This window comes from Paenibacillus albiflavus, assembly GCF_004344915.1.
Classification (GTDB): domain Bacteria; phylum Bacillota; class Bacilli; order Paenibacillales; family NBRC-103111; genus Paenibacillus_AM; species Paenibacillus_AM albiflavus.
On the sequence record NZ_SKFG01000026.1, the window covers coordinates 14180 to 32784 of the forward strand.

The 18605-nt window shown below is 42.8% G+C and carries 18 protein-coding genes; all 18 read left to right on the top strand.

From position 1 onward, the window contains the following. Positions 1-95 precede the first annotated feature (95 nt). The 18 genes from ftsH to lysS all read left to right on the top strand — a co-directional run bounded on the left by ftsH (position 96) and on the right by lysS (position 18161). Positions 96-2081: an ATP-dependent zinc metalloprotease FtsH gene (gene ftsH, locus E0485_RS19640; protein ID WP_132419775.1), complete on the top strand. Its 1986-nt coding sequence runs from the start codon at positions 96-98 to the stop codon at positions 2079-2081. Between the two features lie 343 nt (positions 2082-2424). Beyond that, positions 2425-3363: a quinolinate synthase NadA gene (nadA, locus tag E0485_RS19645; protein WP_132419794.1), complete on the top strand. Its 939-nt coding sequence runs from the start codon at positions 2425-2427 to the stop codon at positions 3361-3363. A 37-nt stretch (positions 3364-3400) separates the two neighbouring features. Next, entirely contained in the window at positions 3401-5038 is a 1638-nt protein-coding gene (nadB, locus tag E0485_RS19650) for an L-aspartate oxidase (protein ID WP_132419776.1), read from the top strand. Beyond that, on the top strand, positions 5025-5897 hold the full coding sequence (gene nadC, locus E0485_RS19655) for a carboxylating nicotinate-nucleotide diphosphorylase (protein ID WP_132419777.1): 873 nt from the start codon (positions 5025-5027) through the stop codon (positions 5895-5897). The genes nadB and nadC overlap by 14 nt, the downstream gene beginning before the upstream one ends. Beyond that, positions 5894-6658 (top strand): type III pantothenate kinase, encoded by a 765-nt coding sequence (locus tag E0485_RS19660; protein ID WP_132419778.1) that lies wholly within the window; start codon positions 5894-5896, stop codon positions 6656-6658. Before nadC ends, E0485_RS19660 begins: the two co-directional genes overlap by 4 nt. Before the next feature lie 32 nt (positions 6659-6690). Beyond that, positions 6691-7563 carry an Hsp33 family molecular chaperone HslO gene (gene hslO, locus E0485_RS19665; RefSeq protein WP_132419779.1) on the top strand — a complete coding sequence of 291 codons (873 nt, stop codon included), beginning with the start codon at positions 6691-6693 and terminating at the stop codon, positions 7561-7563. A 24-nt stretch (positions 7564-7587) separates the two neighbouring features. Further along, the gene (locus tag E0485_RS19670; RefSeq protein WP_132419780.1) at positions 7588-8544 is read left to right on the top strand and encodes a peptidylprolyl isomerase; all 957 of its coding nucleotides are present in this window, start codon (positions 7588-7590) and stop codon (positions 8542-8544) included. Between the two features lie 121 nt (positions 8545-8665). After that, complete coding sequence (gene cysK, locus E0485_RS19675) at positions 8666-9604, top strand: cysteine synthase A (RefSeq protein WP_132419781.1); 939 nt, start codon at positions 8666-8668, stop codon at positions 9602-9604. Between the two features lie 131 nt (positions 9605-9735). Continuing rightward, positions 9736-11325 (top strand): anthranilate synthase component I family protein, encoded by a 1590-nt coding sequence (locus E0485_RS19680; RefSeq protein ID WP_328591327.1) that lies wholly within the window; start codon positions 9736-9738, stop codon positions 11323-11325. 33 nt (positions 11326-11358) lie between these two features. Then, positions 11359-11919, top strand: a complete 561-nt coding sequence (gene pabA / locus E0485_RS19685) for an aminodeoxychorismate/anthranilate synthase component II (RefSeq protein WP_132419782.1) — start codon at positions 11359-11361, stop codon at positions 11917-11919. Positions 11920-11992: 73 nt separating this feature from the next. Then, positions 11993-12883: an aminodeoxychorismate lyase gene (gene pabC / locus E0485_RS19690; protein WP_132419783.1), complete on the top strand. Its 891-nt coding sequence runs from the start codon at positions 11993-11995 to the stop codon at positions 12881-12883. Beyond that, the gene (folP, locus tag E0485_RS19695) at positions 12880-13713 is read left to right on the top strand and encodes a dihydropteroate synthase (protein WP_132419784.1); all 834 of its coding nucleotides are present in this window, start codon (positions 12880-12882) and stop codon (positions 13711-13713) included. Before pabC ends, folP begins: the two co-directional genes overlap by 4 nt. Positions 13714-13741: 28 nt before the next feature. Beyond that, entirely contained in the window at positions 13742-14119 is a 378-nt protein-coding gene (gene folB, locus E0485_RS19700) for a dihydroneopterin aldolase (protein ID WP_132419785.1), read from the top strand. Beyond that, a complete protein-coding gene (folK, locus tag E0485_RS19705) occupies positions 14116-14631 on the top strand; it encodes a 2-amino-4-hydroxy-6-hydroxymethyldihydropteridine diphosphokinase (protein WP_132419786.1) in 516 nt (171 codons plus the stop codon). Before folB ends, folK begins: the two co-directional genes overlap by 4 nt. After that, the gene (locus E0485_RS19710) at positions 14616-14843 is read left to right on the top strand and encodes a helix-turn-helix domain-containing protein (protein WP_132419787.1); all 228 of its coding nucleotides are present in this window, start codon (positions 14616-14618) and stop codon (positions 14841-14843) included. The genes folK and E0485_RS19710 overlap by 16 nt, the downstream gene beginning before the upstream one ends. 4 nt (positions 14844-14847) lie before the next feature. Then, positions 14848-15840 carry a tRNA dihydrouridine synthase DusB gene (dusB, locus tag E0485_RS19715; RefSeq protein WP_132419788.1) on the top strand — a complete coding sequence of 331 codons (993 nt, stop codon included), beginning with the start codon at positions 14848-14850 and terminating at the stop codon, positions 15838-15840. Between the two features lie 149 nt (positions 15841-15989). Continuing rightward, the gene (greA, locus tag E0485_RS19720) at positions 15990-16466 is read left to right on the top strand and encodes a transcription elongation factor GreA (protein ID WP_132419789.1); all 477 of its coding nucleotides are present in this window, start codon (positions 15990-15992) and stop codon (positions 16464-16466) included. Positions 16467-16667: 201 nt separating this feature from the next. Then, a complete protein-coding gene (lysS, locus tag E0485_RS19725; protein WP_132419790.1) occupies positions 16668-18161 on the top strand; it encodes a lysine--tRNA ligase in 1494 nt (497 codons plus the stop codon). Positions 18162-18605: the final 444 nt, after the last annotated feature.

The window sequence follows — 18605 nt, forward strand, 5'->3', positions numbered from 1 at the left end:
CATCCAGTAGCAAGCAGCATGTCCGTGCTTTGTTGTGATGCATTTAACAGCTGTGGTAAAATAATAAAAGCGTGCCGTTTGAGAGGTGGTAGAGGATGAATCGGTTCATTAGGACTAGTGGTTTTTATTTAATAGTTGTTCTAGTTGTTGTAGGTATCGTTACATTCGTAACGAACCGAAATGAACAGACGGACAAAATTCCATATAATGAGTTCCGCCAGGAGCTTAAGGCTGAAAAAGTGGAATCCGTAAAAGTTCAATTTGAAGCATATACGTATGTGATTAGCGGGACTTTGAAGGATAATAAGACATTTGTAACAAGTGCTCCTTCAAGTGACTTTGTACTGAATGAGATTGCTGACAGCAAAGCACGTCAGGAATATATTCCGATGCAGCGTGAGAGCATGTGGCTCAGCTTCCTGACAACGTTATTACCGCTTGTGATCATGTTTGTACTCTTCTTCTTCTTGCTTAACCAGTCGCAAGGCGGCGGTGGCAAAGTAATGAACTTCGGTAAGAGTAAAGCGCGTCTCTATAATGATGAGAAGAAGCGCGTTACGTTCGAAGATGTTGCTGGTGCTGATGAAGAGAAGCAAGAACTCGTTGAAATTGTTGAATTCTTGAAGGATCCGCGGAAGTTCTCCGCAGTAGGTGCTCGCATTCCTAAAGGTGTCCTTCTAGTAGGTCCTCCAGGTACAGGTAAAACACTTTTGGCAAGAGCTGTAGCTGGTGAAGCAGGCGTACCATTCTTCTCGATCTCAGGTTCTGATTTCGTGGAAATGTTCGTCGGTGTCGGTGCATCCCGTGTTCGTGACTTGTTCGAGAATGCGAAGAAGAATGCGCCATGTATTATTTTCATTGATGAGATTGATGCGGTCGGTCGTCAACGTGGCGCTGGTCTAGGTGGCGGTCACGATGAACGTGAGCAAACACTTAATCAGTTGCTAGTTGAAATGGATGGATTCGGCGCCAATGAAGGAATCATCATTGTTGCTGCAACGAACCGTCCGGATATTCTTGACCCTGCACTTCTTCGTCCAGGTCGCTTTGACCGTCAAATTACGGTTGATCGTCCAGACATTAAAGGCCGTGAGGCTGTACTGAAAGTACATGCTCGCAATAAGCCGCTTACGCAGAATGTAAGACTTGATGATTTGGCGAAATATACAACTGGATTCTCAGGCGCAGATTTGGAGAATCTATTGAATGAAGCAGCGCTGATCGCAGCCCGTCGTAATCGCCGAGATATTTCGATGGATGAGATCGAAGAAGCATTTGACCGTGTTATTGTGGGTACGCAGAAGAAGAGTCGCGTCATCTCTGATAAAGAGAAGAAGACAGTTGCTTACCATGAAGCAGGTCACGCAGTTATTGGTTACCATGCAGAGAACGCCGATATGGTACACAAGGTTACAATCGTACCGCGTGGACGTGCTGGCGGTTATGTAATGATGCTGCCTAAGAGCGGCGAAGATCAAATGAACCAAACGAAGACTGAACTGCTTGATAAGGTAACAGGTCTACTAGGTGGACGTGTTGCAGAAGAATTGTTTATTGGTGAAATAAGTACAGGTGCTTATAGCGACTTCCAGAAAACAACGAATATTGTTCGTCGTATGATAATGGAATTTGGTATGAGTGAGAAGCTTGGTCCAATGCAATTCGGTTCAACACAAGGTACTGTATTCTTAGGTCGCGATATCGGCCATGAACAGAATTATAGTGATGCAATTGCTTATGAGATTGACCAAGAGATGCAGACTATGATTAATGCGTGCTACACACGTGCCAAGGATATTCTGACCAAATACACGGATCAAGTTCATTTGGTTGCACAAGCACTCTTGTCCCGTGAAACACTGGATAAGCATCAAATCGTTGATTTGCTGGAGAAGGGTGAGATCACGGAAGCGAATAATAATGGCTTCGGCGGTAAAGCTGAAGACGTTAAAGTTAACATCGGAACTAGCGATGAAGCGCGTAGCGATAACAAGATTAACTTAGAGGAATCAACACAACTTGAACCAAAGAAAGATGATGTTGAAGCTACCAAAAATCCAAATAATAAAGATGAAGAATAATCATAGTGGGTAAACTTACCAAAGATTATTTGGATTCCACATTGAATGGCATTTCAGAGGTTTGGGGACTACCTACCTCTGAGGTGCCATTTCTTCAGTATTATAGAATTTATAACTTTCGTGTCATAAATTCTAAGTAATACCTTAAGAAACGGACACGCACCTCCTCTAAGGATGGTGAAACCGTTTCTTCTTGAATTTAAGGACGAACGGCGGCCACTTTAGGTTGACAGTGTATAAGAAATTTGTGTAAATTTAGTTGTGAACTTAGCTATATAAAGTTCAGATATTTAATATCTTGTTAGTAATATAGAATGCTTTGGTATTTGAGGGGGTCAATATGGTGGAAGCATTAGCTTTGGCACATAAGGAAGAACAGAATCGCGAGCTAAAGGAACGTTTACTGCAGCTAAAGAAAGAACGTAATGCGATCATTCTTGCTCATTATTATCAACGTGATGAAATTCAGGAAATTGCTGATTTTAGAGGGGATTCCTTCTTGCTTGCTCAGAAGGCGGCAGAAACGGATGCTGATGTTATTGTATTCTGTGGTGTTCACTTTATGGGCGAAAGTGCCAAAATTCTAGCTCCTAATAAGACAGTCATTATTCCAGACGAGCGTGCGGGCTGCCCGATGGCAGACATGGTGAATGTTGACGGTTTGCGAGAGCTTAAGAAGCAGCACCCGAATGCTAAAGTCGTGGCATACATTAACACTTCTGCAGACGTTAAAGCAGAGACAGATATTTGCTGTACATCGGCTAACGCGCTTAAGGTGGTTAATTCGGTTGATTCAGATGAGATCATCTGGGTTCCGGATAAAAATTTGGGCGATTATGTATCTAAATTCACAAACAAAAAGATGATCATCTGGGAAGGGTACTGCAACACACATGATATGTTGACAGTTAAGGATGTGGAAGAAATGAAGCAGCTGCATCCAAATGCCCAGTTTGTTGTTCACCCGGAATGTCGTCCTGAAGTTGTTGCAATGGGTGATTTTGTGGGCTCAACAACAGCGATTATTAAATATTGCCGTGAATCGGATTGCCAAGAATTCATCGTGGGTACAGAAGATGGCACAGGTTATCAATTACGGATGGATAGCCCGAATAAGCAGTTTTATTTTGCAACTAAATACTTGGTGTGTCCGAACATGAAGGTGAACAATCTGAAGAAGGTTGTTCGTTGTCTAGAGACCATGAAGCCGGAAATTCATGTTCCACAAGAGATTGCGGATCAGGCAAGATTATCGCTAGAACGCATGTTACAAGTCAAGTAGCACTTTGTTGCTTGTAAAGGATTGGGAGATGAGCAGAGTGATTCCACGATATTTAGTTGATGTTGATTTTGACTCTTTACCTAAGGTTGATGCAGATGTTATTGTGATCGGCTCAGGAATAGCGGGTTTATTTACTGCGCTTAAGGCAAGCGAATCCCATCAAGTACTGTTAATTACGAAGAAATCATTGCTTGATTCGAACACGCAGCATGCGCAAGGAGGAATTGCCGCTGTCATTTCAGATGAGGATTCTCCAGAATATCATTCGCAGGATACCTTGATGGCTGGAGCAGGATTGTGTTCACACGATGCTGTAGATGTCCTTGTTCATGAAGGTCCTAGCGGTGTGCGCGAACTTATCCAATTCGGGACGGAGTTCGATCTTGAGAATGGTGAGCTTGCTCTAACACGGGAAGGTGCGCATAGTCAGCGGCGAATTCTGCATGCACATGGGGATGCGACTGGTGCAGAAATCGTACGTGCATTATCCGAGAAGGTTAGAAGTCATCCGAACATTGAATTGTGGGATGATCACTTTGTTATCGATTTATTAACAGCAGATAATGGAGAATGTATTGGTGCACTTGTGCAAAAGCAAGATAACAGCAGAGTTCTTGTCTATGGCAATGCGACAGTTCTATGTACAGGTGGTGCGGGACAGCTATATCGGTATACAACAAATCCGGACGTAGCCACTGGCGATGGTATTGGGCTTGCCTATCGTGCGGGTGCGATTATTCAGGATATGGAATTTATTCAATTCCACCCTACTTCTCTATGTTATCCAGGTGCGCCAAGATTCTTAATTTCTGAAGCTGTGCGCGGTGAGGGTGCTTACCTGCGAAATATTCGCGGTGAACGATTCATGGAGCGCTACCATGAACTCTTGGAGCTTGCTCCACGTGACATCGTTGCACGTGCTATTGTTTCGGAGATGGAAGAAACACGTTCAACTTATGTGTATATCGATGTTACGCATGAATCGGAGGAAATGGTGAAGCATCGGTTCCCGACCATATATGAGTACTGCATGAAATTTGGACTGGATCTATCCTCAGACTGGATACCAGTTGCTCCTGCAGCTCACTATATGATGGGCGGGATTCAGACGGATCTTCATGGAGAAACGAATGTTAAACGGTTATTTGCTTGTGGCGAAGTCTCTTCAACAGGTGTTCATGGCGCGAATCGCCTTGCTTCTAACTCGCTTTCTGAAGCAATCGTATTTGGGAGACGCATTATTGAACGAATCCATTCCTTGAAGCGACTTACTGAACATGAGAAGAAAATCGCTATTCGTCCTGAAGATCAATTAAATCGTACCGAGCTGCCGATTCAGCCAACCGTAGAGCGAAAACTTAAGCTTCAGAAAGTCATGCTAAGACAAGTGGGACTTAAACGGTCAGCTCAAACCTTGCAGAAGGGTCTGGAAGAATTGTCGAGACAGCTTGCTATTTTTAATAATCAGCTGACAAGACGTGAAGAATATGAGTTCACTAATTTATTGATTTGTGCTTTATTATCGGCTGAAGCCGCATTAAGAAGAGAAGAAAGTCGCGGTGGACATTATCGAGAAGATTTTCCAAATCGGGAAGACCAGGTTTGGCTTAAACATATTCAATTTTTAAGAGAGCAAGGAATTTTAGAGGAGTCGATCGTAAATGCGCAACCTTAATCTGGATTTAATCGTCAATAACATTAAAGACTGGCTGCAAGAAGATGTCGGTACAGGTGATGTATCTGCCATCACAACAATTCCAGCTGAGCATCATTCCAAAGGCATTATTCATGTTAAAGAGGATGGGATCGTATGCGGACTACAAGTAGCGGCATTGGTTTTCACTCAGCTTGATTCCAGTCTGCAATTTGAAGCGTTGAAATTAGATGGCGATACGGTTAAGAAAGGCGATATTCTGGCTGTTGTTACAGGAAGCACACGCAGCATCCTAACTGGTGAACGCTTAGCACTTAATTTATTGCAGCGACTATCTGGAATATCCACCAAAACAAATGAATTTGTCCAAGCGATTGCAGGTTTGCCAACTAGATTGGTCGATACGCGCAAGACAACACCTGGACTTCGGTTGCTGGAGAAGTATGCTGTACGAGTAGGAGGAGGTCATAATCATCGTTTTGGGCTGTATGATGCAGTGATGATTAAGGACAACCATATTAAAGGTGCAGGTGGCATCACAGCCGCTGTATCTGCTGCGAGAGCTGAAATTCCTCATACGATGAAAATAGAAGTCGAAGTAGAAGATTTCGAACAGTTATATGAAGCGATTCATGCGAAAGCAGATATTATTATGCTCGATAATATGTCGGCTAGTGATATGAAGCAGGCAGTTGCTATCATTCGAGAGCAAGCGCCGCATGTTATCGTAGAAGGTTCAGGATCGGTTAATCCGCAGAACATTCGAGCATTAGCAGAAACAGGTGTTGATGTTATTTCGGTTGGGAGACTGACGTATTCTGTGCCTGCTCTTGATATATCACTCGATCTGAATGAACGCAAGGGTGGTGCAGCTCGGTGATTTTGGTAGTGGATGTAGGGAATACGAATATTGTGCTAGGTCTATACAAGCAGAATGATTTAATCCATCATTGGAGAGTAAGTACGAATCGTTCGGCTACCTCGGATGAATATGGCATGATGGTATACAATTTGTTCGGATATGCCGATATTAAACTGGAGCAAGTTCAAGGTGTGATCATTTCCTCTGTCGTACCTCCGCTCATTAATGCACTCGAAACGATGTGCAAACGATATTTTCATAAAACACCATACATCGTAGGACCTGGAATCAAAACGGGTCTTAACATTCGTACAGATAATCCTAAAGAGGTCGGCGCTGATCGGATCGTGAATGCCGTTGCTGCGCTTGAGCTATATGGCGCTCCTTGTGTAATTGTCGATTTTGGCACAGCTACGACCTATGATTATATTGATGAAAAGCATCAGCTGATTGGCTCTGCCATCGCGCCTGGTATTGGGATTTCCACAGAGGCTTTGTATCAACGAGCTGCTAAATTACCAAGAATCGAACTTGTTAAACCGAAGAGCGTAATCGGTAGAAATACGGTAACAGCGATGCAAGCGGGTATTATTTATGGATATGTGTCACAAGTCGATGGAATTGTGATGCGGATTCGCGAGGAATTCGGTGCTAAGGCTACTGTTGTTGCCACAGGAGGCTTGGCTGAATTAATTGCTTCGGAATCAAGAACAATCGATGTGGTAAATCCGCTTTTAACTTTACAAGGATTAAGATTGATCTACGACCGTAATATATAGAGATAATTCCAGCAGGGAGTGAGTGCAGCTTCATGAAAGATTACATGATTAGAGGAACAGCGCTTGAAGGAAAGGTAAGAGCATTCGCTGTCCAGACGACTGCGTTAACACAAGAGCTTCACCAAAGACATGGCACGACTCCAACGGCAGCAGCAGCACTAGGACGTACAGCAGCAGCAGCATTGATGATGGGCGCTATGCTCAAAGGAGAGGAGAAGCTTACTGTTCAGGTCAAAGGGGGAGGTCCTATCGGCCAAATCGTAGTTGATGCTAACGCAAAGGGCGAAGCTCGCGGATATGTAACGAATCCTGATGTAGATCTTCCGCTTAACTCGGTTGGCAAACTTGATGTAGCCGGTGCAGTAGGTACAGACGGTTATCTGTACATAATTAAGGATCTAGGACTGAAAGAGCCTTATCGTGGCTCGATTCCTATTATTTCAGGTGAATTAGCAGAGGACTTTACCTATTATTTTGCCAAATCAGAACAGACACCATCTGCAGTTGCTTTGGGCGTATTAGTGGATGTAGATTACAAGATTAAAGCTGCTGGAGGCTTTATTATCCAACTCTTGCCGGGCTTAACAGATCAAGAAATTACAGAAGTAGAGAAGCAGCTAGCTACAATTCCATCAATGACCAATATGCTCGAACAGGGTTTGACGCTTGAACAGATTCTTAAAGAGGTGATACCATCCACCAAAGTGATGGAATCAATGGACATAAGTTTTAAATGCAGCTGCTCTTTAGAACGGATTGAGCAAACCTTATTAACACTTGGGAAGAAAGAGCTTGAATCTTTAAGAGATGAGAATGAGAGCGCCGAGGTCGTATGTCATTTTTGCAATGAGAAGTATAATTTCACCCAGGAGCAATTGCAGGAGTTAGTTGATAAATTAGATTGATACTAAGGCAGGCATCAAACGGATATGGATAAGAGAAGAATCAAGCTGTTGTTAATTGTCGGGGGTGTGAGCTTATGTGCTACTGTTCTGTTGTTTGTTCTATTCGTCAGTTTATTTGGCGGCAAGGGGACTAATGGAGCTTCATCTAGAACAGATGGCCAAGCGGGTTCGAACAATGTAATTGCACGGATTGGTGATATAGAAATTACAGCAGACCAATTATATGAAAATTTAGTTCGTAGCTATGGTAACGAAATGCTCAATCGGATGATCGATAATCAAGCTGTTCGTATAGAAGCAAAGTCATCGGGGATCTCTGTGTCGGAAGAGGAGATTGAAGAAGAGCTTAAACGGATGAGCGTTGGTTATAAGGATATGAATGAGTATTACGATGCGATGAAGCAGCAGCTCGGCTTATCAAGAGAAGATTTGCACTCGGATGCGGAATATAATTTATTATTAGAGAAAATCGCAACCAAGGATATCACAATTACAGATAAACAAATTAATGATTATATGAAATCACATCAAAAAGAGTTCAAACCTCGCAAAGAATTTCACATTCAGCAAATGATATTACCTACACGTGAACACGCCATCAAAGCAATGAAGGAGCTTGATAAAGGAATTGATTTCGCCATAATTGCACGTGATCGCTCTGTTGATGATGCTTCTGCAGTAGAAGGTGGTGATATTGGCTGGGTGGAGAATGATGATCCATTTATTCCAGTCGAAATTCTGAACGCAGCGGATAAGCTTAAGGTCGGAACAATTAGTGGTGTTGTTGAGCTGAGTAATGGTAATTACGCCATTATTAAATTACTTGAGCTCAAAAAAGAACAACAAGAGCCAGAAGATAATGTACGGGAGAAAGTACGCAAGCAGTTAGCCTTACAGAATGCATTGCCTGTTAAAGATATTGTTGAACAATTAAGGAAGAAGCATGGAGCGATTATCTTGGATAATCGTTTTATCATGTAAATTTTGAGAATATTCAGTTATGGTCCTATTGACAGGTTTGAATTGGATTGTTATCATTATATTTAAATACCAACTAATTTAATCGGAAATATATAGTTTTAAATATAAGGAGGAATGACGGATGGCAAAGCTTGTACAGAATGTAACTCAATTAATCGGTGATACTCCGATCGTGAGACTTAATCGTGTCGTGCCAGAGGGTAGCGCAGAAGTGTATGTGAAGCTGGAGTATCAAAATCCCGGATCAAGTGTTAAAGATCGGATTGCAATTGCAATGGTGGAAGCAGCTGAAGAAGAAGGAATTCTAAAGCCAGGTGACACGATTATTGAACCAACAAGCGGCAATACCGGAATAGGCCTTGCTATGGTTGCAGCAGCCAAGGGCTATAGAGCGATCCTCGTTATGCCAGAGACAATGAGTCTGGAGCGTCGTAACTTGCTTCGTGCATATGGAGCTCAGATCGTACTGACACCTGGAGCAGAGGGCATGAAGGGAGCTATAGCTCGTGCTGAGGCAATCCAAGCGGAGAATGCGAATTATTTTATGCCACAGCAGTTCAAGAATTTAGCTAATGTTAAAGTTCATCAGAATACGACAGGTCCAGAAATAGTCGAAGCGATTAACGGACATGATGGCAAGCTTGATGCATTCGTGGCAGGGATCGGAACAGGTGGAACGATAACAGGTACGGGTAAAGTGTTGAAAGACAGCTTTCCTGGTATTCAAATTTATGCAGTAGAACCTGCAGCATCACCAGTACTATCTGGAGGTAAGCCAGGGCCGCATAAGATTCAAGGTATTGGAGCAGGCTTCGTCCCTGATATTCTGAATACCGAAATATATGATAAGATTATTCCAGTTGAGAATGACGACGCATTTGAAACCTCCCGTAGGGTAGCACGTGAAGAAGGTATTTTAGGTGGAATTTCTTCAGGTGCAGCAATTTATGCGGCACTTCAAGTGGCTAAACAACTTGGTGAGGGCAAACGTGTGCTTGCGATCATTCCAAGCAATGGTGAGCGTTACCTATCGACACCGTTGTATCAATTTGAAGATTAATCTCATAGCTTCTCAGTTTGAATTACAGAACAGCAATTTAGGGTTATCTCTAATTGCTGTTTTTCTTTTCACTAATAAGTTAAAATAAAACAATAATTGATATCATCGTATGCATTGGAGGAAGCCTAGTAGTGTATCTTACAACATTTGAAGAATGGCTTAATTGGATAGAGGACGATAAAAATACTGTGCTTCCGTTCGTTAAACGTATAGACTATGCGAACAATCGGGATATGCTGAAGGTCGCTTCATGGGAGGAAGTATGGCAAAAGGCGGCGCCAGAATCATTCGTTCTGGAGAGTGGTAAAGGTGGGCGATATACCTTTATTGGCATGCAGCCCAAATCTGTCATTCGTGGAACGATCGAAGAAGCTGATGTATGGAATGCAACATCATCTAATAAGCTACAGCTGCCTCCTCTAGAGGCGATAAAGCATTGGATGAAGCCCTATCACGCGCCAAAGGTTAAGGAAGCTCCCAAATTTATTGGCGGCTGCGTAGGCTTCCTAGGTTATGATGTCATTCGTTCGCTTGAGAAATTGCCTATGCAGGCTAAGCGTGATGTTGAAATTCCTGATTATGTGTTTGGATTGTATGATCAGATATGGATAATAGATCATCAGGAAGCTGCTTTATTTGTAGCTGTGCATACGGAGGTTACACCAGATTTAGTGGACAACAAGCTTGAATTACTTCGCCTTGCTTACGATCAAGCTGAGCTTCAAGCGCTCCGAATGGTGGACCAATGGAATGAAATTATCCATTCTTCTTATGGTCAGCAGCAGAGACAAGAACGTGATGAATTGCTTAAATCAGGAGCGCTAGTTGAATCAGGACAGCTTGATGTTGATTTGGAATCCATGAAGGGTCTGACAAGAGCCTTCTCAAGAGCTGATTTTGAACATGCTGTTCAGCGTATTCAGCATTATATTGCGCAAGGTGATGTGTTCCAAGTTAATTTATCAGTGCGTCAAAGCTGTGAGCTGAAATCGGATGCCGAATGTATTTATGAGTGGCTTCGAATCATCAATCCTTCTCCTTATATGGGGCTGCTTCGTTTTCAGGATTTTGCCTTGGTGAGTGCTTCACCTGAATTATTAGTTCAAAGAGAAGATCGCGTTCTTCGTACACGCCCTATTGCAGGTACTAGACCTCGTGGTGCAAATGCAGAGGAAGATCAAAGACTGGCAGACGAATTGATCAATAACGAAAAGGAACGTGCCGAGCATGTGATGCTTGTTGATCTTGAGCGGAATGATCTTGGCCGTATTTCGGCTTACGGTACTGTACGGGTCGATGAATTTATGGTTATTGAGTATTACTCGCATGTCATGCATATCGTGACTCAAATCGAGGGGATATTGGCAAATGATAAGGATTCCTACGATGCGATTGCTGCAACATTCCCTGGGGGAACGATCACCGGTGCGCCTAAGGTTCGGACGATGGAAATTATTGAAGAGCTAGAACCTGTCGGAAGAGGTCCTTATACAGGCTCTATGGGATGGATTGACTATAACGGTGATATGGAATTTAATATTATTATACGGACTCTTGTTGAATGCCAAGGTAAGGGGTATGTGCAAGCAGGAGCGGGAATTGTAATTGATTCTGTACCTGCCAAGGAATATACAGAGTCGCTAAATAAGGCGAAGGCTGTATGGAAAGCGATCAGGTACAGTGAGCTGATGAATAGTAGAGTTAAGAATGAGGCCTTTTAAAAGAAAGAGCCAGAGCGGAGGATGAGCTAAGCCATGATTCTCGTAATCGATAATTATGATTCATTTACTTACAATATAGTGCAATACTTAGGTGAACTTGGGGAACAGCCAGTCGTCTATCGCAATGATGAGATTGATCTTGCAGGGATTGAGGAGCTTAAGCCGGATCGCATTCTGATTTCACCAGGACCTTGTACACCGAACGAAGCTGGTATTTCACTTGCAGTTATTGATCATTTTAAAGAAACCACACCGATATTCGGTGTTTGTCTCGGACATCAGTCGATTGGACAAGCATTCGGAGGAGAAGTTGTTCGTGCCGCTAATTTGATGCATGGCAAAACCTCCGAAATTTACCATGATGGCCAAACGATTTTTCGAGGGATATCATCACCTTTCGTCGCTACACGCTATCATTCATTGATCGTTCGCAAAGAAACGCTGCCAGATTGTCTGGAGGTCAGTGCTTGGACCAAAGATGGAGAAATAATGGGTTTGCGACATAAACAGTACAAGGTTGAGGGTGTTCAATTTCATCCGGAATCGATTCTGACGGAGTCAGGTCTGCAATTGCTTCGCAATTTTATTGAGTAACTCAGTAAGTCGTTAAACGCACCCGCCTTTATGGTCGGTGAAGTCGTTTCTTCTCGTCTAGGAGGGCAATAGGATGATAATCAGCTTAAATGGGCTTTTAGTCGAAGATAAAGATGCTGTGGTCTCTGTATATGATCACGGTTTTCTTTATGGAATGGGGCTTTTTGAGACCTTTCGTACGTATAATGGACAGCCCTTCTTATTAGATAAGCATATGGAACGATTAACTCGTAGTTGTGCCGAGCTGGGTATTGCTTTTGAACCTAATATAGAGAAGCTGAGCAAACAAGTGAGTGAATTGCTGCTGGCAAATGATTTAATGGATGGTTATTTTCGCTACACGATTACTGCAGGTGTGTCGATCTTAGGTCTGCCAGGTGAGGAGAGCTATGAGCAGCCGACAGAAATCATCTATGTCAAAGCATTGCCTGAACGTAATGATAACTTATATGTGCTGGGAAAACCGCTTCAATTATTAAAGCATGCTCGGAATACGCCTGAGGGTATCTACCGTTTAAAGTCGCTTCATTATATGAATAATATTTTGGCCAAAAGAGAATTAGCCTCCTATCCTTGGGCAGCCGGCGCTGAAGGACTTATGCTTACGGAAGAAGGGTATATTTCGGAAGGGATCGTTTCGAATGTTTTCTATGTCCGAGAAGGTATTCTTTATACGCCTTCTTTGGATACAGGTTGTCTGCCAGGAGTGACAAGAGAATTCGTCATTGGGCTAGCGAAACAGCTAGGTATTGTAGCCCAGGAAGGGCTGTATACATGGAATGATCTCGTGAATAGCGATGAGATTTTTGTAACGAATTCGATCCAGGAGATCGTACCAATCAGCAGTATGTATTTGCCGGACGGTAAGAAAATAGAAGTTGGCCGTTCAACTGATAGAAGCTTGGACCGACAAACGGAGCGATTCATTTCGCAATATCGTCAAAGTATAGGAAGTGTAATATGATCCGAACATTAACATATGGTAATCACACAATTGAATTAGGACGTAGGACTCTTGTGATGGGAATTCTGAATATAACACCAGATTCCTTTTCTGATGGCGGCTCTTATCACACTATAGAAGATGCGGTAAAGCGAGCGTTCGAAATGGTGGAACAAGGAGCTGATATCATTGACATTGGCGGTGAGTCTACTCGCCCTGATGCGGCGGAAGTAAGTGAGCAAGAAGAACTAATGCGGGTTATTCCTGTTATTAAAGCTTTAACAGAAGCTGGATTGTCTGTTCCAATCTCCATTGATACGTATAAAGCAGAAGTTGCTGATCAGGCCATGCAGGCAGGAGCATCAATTATTAATGATGTATGGGGCTTCAAGCGAGAACCGCGAATCGCTCAGGTAGCCGCACATTATCGTTGTCCTGTTATTCTCATGCACAATCGTACGGATATGGATTATCAAGATTATCTATCTGACGTATTATCCGATCTTTCGTCATCTGTTGCGATTGCACGTGAAGCGGGAGTTGAGGATAAGCAAATTATTTTAGATCCCGGGTTTGGATTCGTTAAAACGTATGAACATAATATTTGGCTGATGAACCATTTGCGTGAAATTGTTGATCTAGGCTATCCTGTCCTGCTCGGTACATCTCGTAAGAGAATGATTTATCATACGTTAAATCTGCCTAAGAACGAATTAATTGAAGGAACAGCAGCGACAGTCGTACTAGGAATCGCACAAGGCTGCGATATCGTGCGTGTGCATGATGTGAAGGAAATTAAGCGTACCGTAACGATGACAGATGCAATCATACGTAATCAATTCACCTTTTAGAAAGCGATGATGGGAGTTGAATGGCTAGATGGATAAAATTATTTTGTCAAAAGTGGAGTTCTATGGATATCATGGCGTATTCCCTGAAGAAAATAAACTAGGTCAACGGTTCTATGTAGATGTTGAATTGAGAATGCCCCTGGATAAACCGGGTCGCAGCGACCGGATGGAAGATAGTGTGAGTTATGCAGAAGTATATGAGCTGATCAAGCCAATAGTGGAAGGTAAGCCGTTCAAGCTGATTGAGGCGCTGGCTGAAGCTATTGCATCCGCGTTACTGCATCACTATACTGTTATCAATGAAGTTATGATTCGAGTAACGAAGGCGCATCCTCCTTTTGATGTGCATTGTCAGGGCGTAGCAGTTGAAATAACCCGTTCCAGGCAAGGGGAAGGACGCTTATGAGTGCAGCAGCAAAAGATCCTAATGAGGTCGTGGCTTATATTTCACTTGGCTCCAACATTGGTGATCGGGCCTATTATTTGACGGAAGCGATCAGTCGGTTAGGTGCGCATCCTCAGATTCAGGTGGCTCACGTATCTTCTATTTATGAAACGGAGCCAGTCGGTTATACGGATCAGGCATCTTTCTTGAATAAAGTTGCCGCTGTGTGCACATCTTTAACTTCACATGAGTTGCTTTACTATATTTTGCAGATTGAGAAGGATCTTGGCAGAGTACGTGATATTCGCTGGGGACCACGCACACTCGATTTGGATTTGCTCCTATATGGCGAGGAAGAGCAGGATACTGCCGACCTTATACTCCCACATCCGCGAATGACGGAGCGGGCGTTTGTATTAATTCCCCTTGTTGAGGTAATGAATTTAATTGATGCACAGCGTGCTGCATTCTATCAGAATATACTTAACACTTGTCATGGGAAAGAAGGGGTTATGTTGTGGATAAGAACGTAATCGCAAGACGTGTACGAGCATTCCGTAAGCTTAAAGGTCATACGCAGGCTGAATTAGCTGAAATGATAGGTGTATCTATGGCAGTGCTTGGCTCGATTGAGCGGGGAACAAGAAAGCCTGACATGAAAATATTGCAGCGAATATCCGCAATCCTCCATGTTGGGATTGAAGAGCTGCATGTCGTAAAGTCAGGTCAGGTAGAAAGAGGTTGATGAAATGTTAACAATAGGTGGTGTAAAAGCGCCTAATCAAGTCGTGCTCGCACCGATGGCTGGTGTTTGTAATCCAGCATTCCGATTAATTGCGAAGGAATTTGGTACTGGGCTTGTATGTGCCGAAATGGTAAGTGACAAAGCGATTTTGCATGGGAATGCAAGATCACTCGAAATGCTTTATGTAGATGAAAGAGAAAAACCGCTATCCTTGCAGATTTTTGGAGGAGATACGGAAACGCTTGTCGAAGCTGCGAAAATTGTGGATCAGCAGACGAATGCTGACATCATTGATATAAACATGGGGTGCCCCGTTCCCAAAATTGTCAAATCTGATGCGGGTGCAAGATGGCTTCTTCAGCCTGCCAAGATTGAAGAAATGATTAGGACCGTCGTCGCAAATGTGAGCAAGCCCGTAACCGTCAAGATGCGTATCGGCTGGGATGATCAGCATATCTACTTGTTGGATAATGCGAAGGCGGTTGAACGTGGTGGCGGAGCAGCAGTAACTGTTCATGGACGTACGCGCGAGCAAATGTATACAGGTCATTCCAACTGGGATATGATTCGTCAGGTCAAAGAGACGGTTAACATTCCAGTCATCGGCAACGGAGACGTGCTTACACCAGAGGATGCAAGACGCATGCTCGATCAGACTGGCTGTGATGGCGTCATGATAGGTCGCGCTGCACTTGGAAATCCGTGGATGCTGTATCGAACTGTACATTATTTAGAGACTGGTAAATTATTGGATGAGCCATCCGCGAAAGAAAAAATGGACATTGCAATCCTCCATATGGATCGTCTGATTGCCCTTAAAGGTGAACGTGTAGCAGTTAAGGAAATGCGCAAACATATGGCTTGGTATCTCAAAGGTTTGAAAGGTGCAGCACGAGCAAAAGATGCAATTATGGAGCAAACAACCCGAGATGGTATGGCGCAAATTCTAGAAGAGTTTTCCAATTCCGAGGTGCTCGTTGGGGCTTCCGTAGATTGACATTTTAATTTCATTGCAATATAATCAGTCAATATAAAAATCAGTTTTAATTTCCAGTCATCGCCAAACTTGGTTGTAATATATTAAAGGTAAGCGGTTTATTGGGAATTTGCATTTAAAATTTATTTATATGACGGGAGATAGGACAAATGGCTGAAAAAGAGGTCATCCTCACCCAAACAGGTCTGCAGAAATTGGAAGAGGAGCTTGAATACCTCAAATCGGTAAAGCGTCGTGAAATCGCCGAAAGAATTAAAGTGGCGATCGGTTATGGGGATATCAGTGAAAACTCCGAATATGAAGATGCAAAGAACGAGCAAGCTTTTATTGAAGGGCGTGTTATCACTCTTGAAAAAATGCTTCGCAACGCTCGAATTATCAACAATGATGATGTAGATACAGATGTTGTAAGTGTTGGCTCCATTGTAACCTTGAAAGACTTGGAATTCGGCGATTCCGTGGAATACACGATTGTCGGAACAGCAGAATCGGATCCTTTTCAGAATAAAATTTCGAATGAAAGCCCTGTTGGTAAAGCAATCATTGGTAAGCAAATTGGATCGATTGTAGATGTTCAAGTTCCAGCAGGTGTAATTCAATACGAAATTATGGAAATTAAGAAATAATCCGTTCTTATCCATAATCTGCTTTTTGAAAAGCTTCCTTTGGAAGCTTTTTCGGTATTATAAAATTTATTAACATTCATCTCATAAATTTTATGTAATACCTTAAGAAACGCATCCGTCTTATAAAGACGGTGAAACCGTTTCTTTTTGGTTTATAGCAATAGTTCGGCTTATCTGAAATGTATATAGAGGAGTGGGAATATGAGCGAATTGGAATTGAATGAGTTATTGCAAATTAGACGCAATAAATTGGACGAGCTTAGAGGCATGGGGATCGATCCGTTTGGTGCTCGTTTCGATCGTACGCATCGCGCAGGTGAAATTTTAACTGCCTATAATGAGTTGAGCAAAGAAGATTTGGATGAACAAGCAGTCGAGGTAGTACTTGCTGGCCGTATTATGCAGAAGCGTGAAATGGGTAAGGCTTGTTTTGCGCATTTACAGGATATTACAGGCAAAATCCAAATTTATGTTCGTCAAGACGCAATTGGCGAAGAGCGTTATGCAGCTTTTACATTACTTGATATTGGTGATCTTGTTGGTGTCAAAGGTGTTGTGTTCAAAACAAAAACAGGTGAAACATCCGTCAAGGTAACTGAGCTTGAAGTATTGACAAAGTCTTTGCTGCCATTGCCTGATAAATTCCACGGACTAAAAGACGTAGAAATGCGTTATCGTATGCGTTATGTTGACCTTATTATGAGTCAAGAGGTTCAACAAACGTTCATTACTCGCTCCAAGATCATTCAATCCATGCGTCGTTACTTGGATTCTCTTGGCTACTTGGAAGTTGAAACTCCAACGCTTCATGCGGTTGCTGGAGGAGCTGCTGCACGTCCGTTTAATACGCACCATAATGCACTCGATATGCAATTACATATGCGTATTGCGATTGAGCTGCACTTGAAGCGTCTAATAGTCGGTGGTCTTGAGAAGGTGTATGAGATCGGTCGTGTATACCGTAATGAAGGTATTTCTACACGTCATAACCCTGAATTCACGATGATTGAGCTGTATGAGGCGTATGCGGATTATAAAGATATCATGAAGTTGACTGAAGAGTTGATTGCACATATTGCGAAAGAAGTACTTGGAACTACAGTAATTAAGTATGGTGATTATGAGGTAGATCTTACACCTGCATGGCGCCGCGTTTCGATGGTTGACGCTGTTAAAGAGGTTGTCGGCGTTGATTTTGGTGTCCAAATGACAAATGAAGAAGCACATCAATTGGCTCGTGAGCATAAGGTTGAGGTTGAACCACATATGACATTCGGTCATATTCTGAATGCTTTCTTCGAAACATTCGTTGAAGAAACGTTGATTCAACCGACTTTCGTGTACGGTCATCCAGTTGAAATTTCACCATTAGCTAAAAAGAACCCTATCGATTCACGCTTTACAGATCGTTTTGAGCTCTTTATTGTTGCACGTGAGCATGCTAATGCCTTCACGGAGCTAAATGACCCAATTGACCAACGTGAACGTTTTGAGGCGCAATTGCTGGAGCGTGAGCATGGGAATGATGAGGCACATGAGATGGATAACGACTTTATTCGTGCGCTTGAATACGGTATGCCGCCTACAGGTGGTCTAGGTATTGGTGTCGATCGTCTTGTTATGCTGCTTACGAACTCACCTTCCATTCGTGATGTTCTTCTGTTCCCGCATATGCGCGATCGTCAAGGGGAATAAGATTAATATATTTGATCAACGGACAGCGATCACCGCAATGGCGGTCGCTGTCATTTTTTTACACGAACAAAAGTGTTGACGAGAGCTTGCGTTATGTGATAGATTAGATCTCGCCCCACTAAACGGGCAACACAAGAAATCAGGTAAATCAAGGCTTGCGAGTGAGAGTAAGAAAAAAGATTAAAAAAAACACTTGCAATTGGGTAGCCTGATGTGGTATATTAATAAAGTCGCCGCTGAGAAACACGGCAGCGAAAAATGATAGAAATTGTCCTTTGAAAACTGAACAACGAGTGAAGAAATAAATGAGATTATTAATCTCAAACACGTTGATATCCACAAGATATTGACAAGCTAGCAAGAAATTTTGAGCAAATCAGCTCACCTTTAATGGAGAGTTTGATCCTGGCTCAGGACGAACGCTGGCGGCGTGCCTAATACATG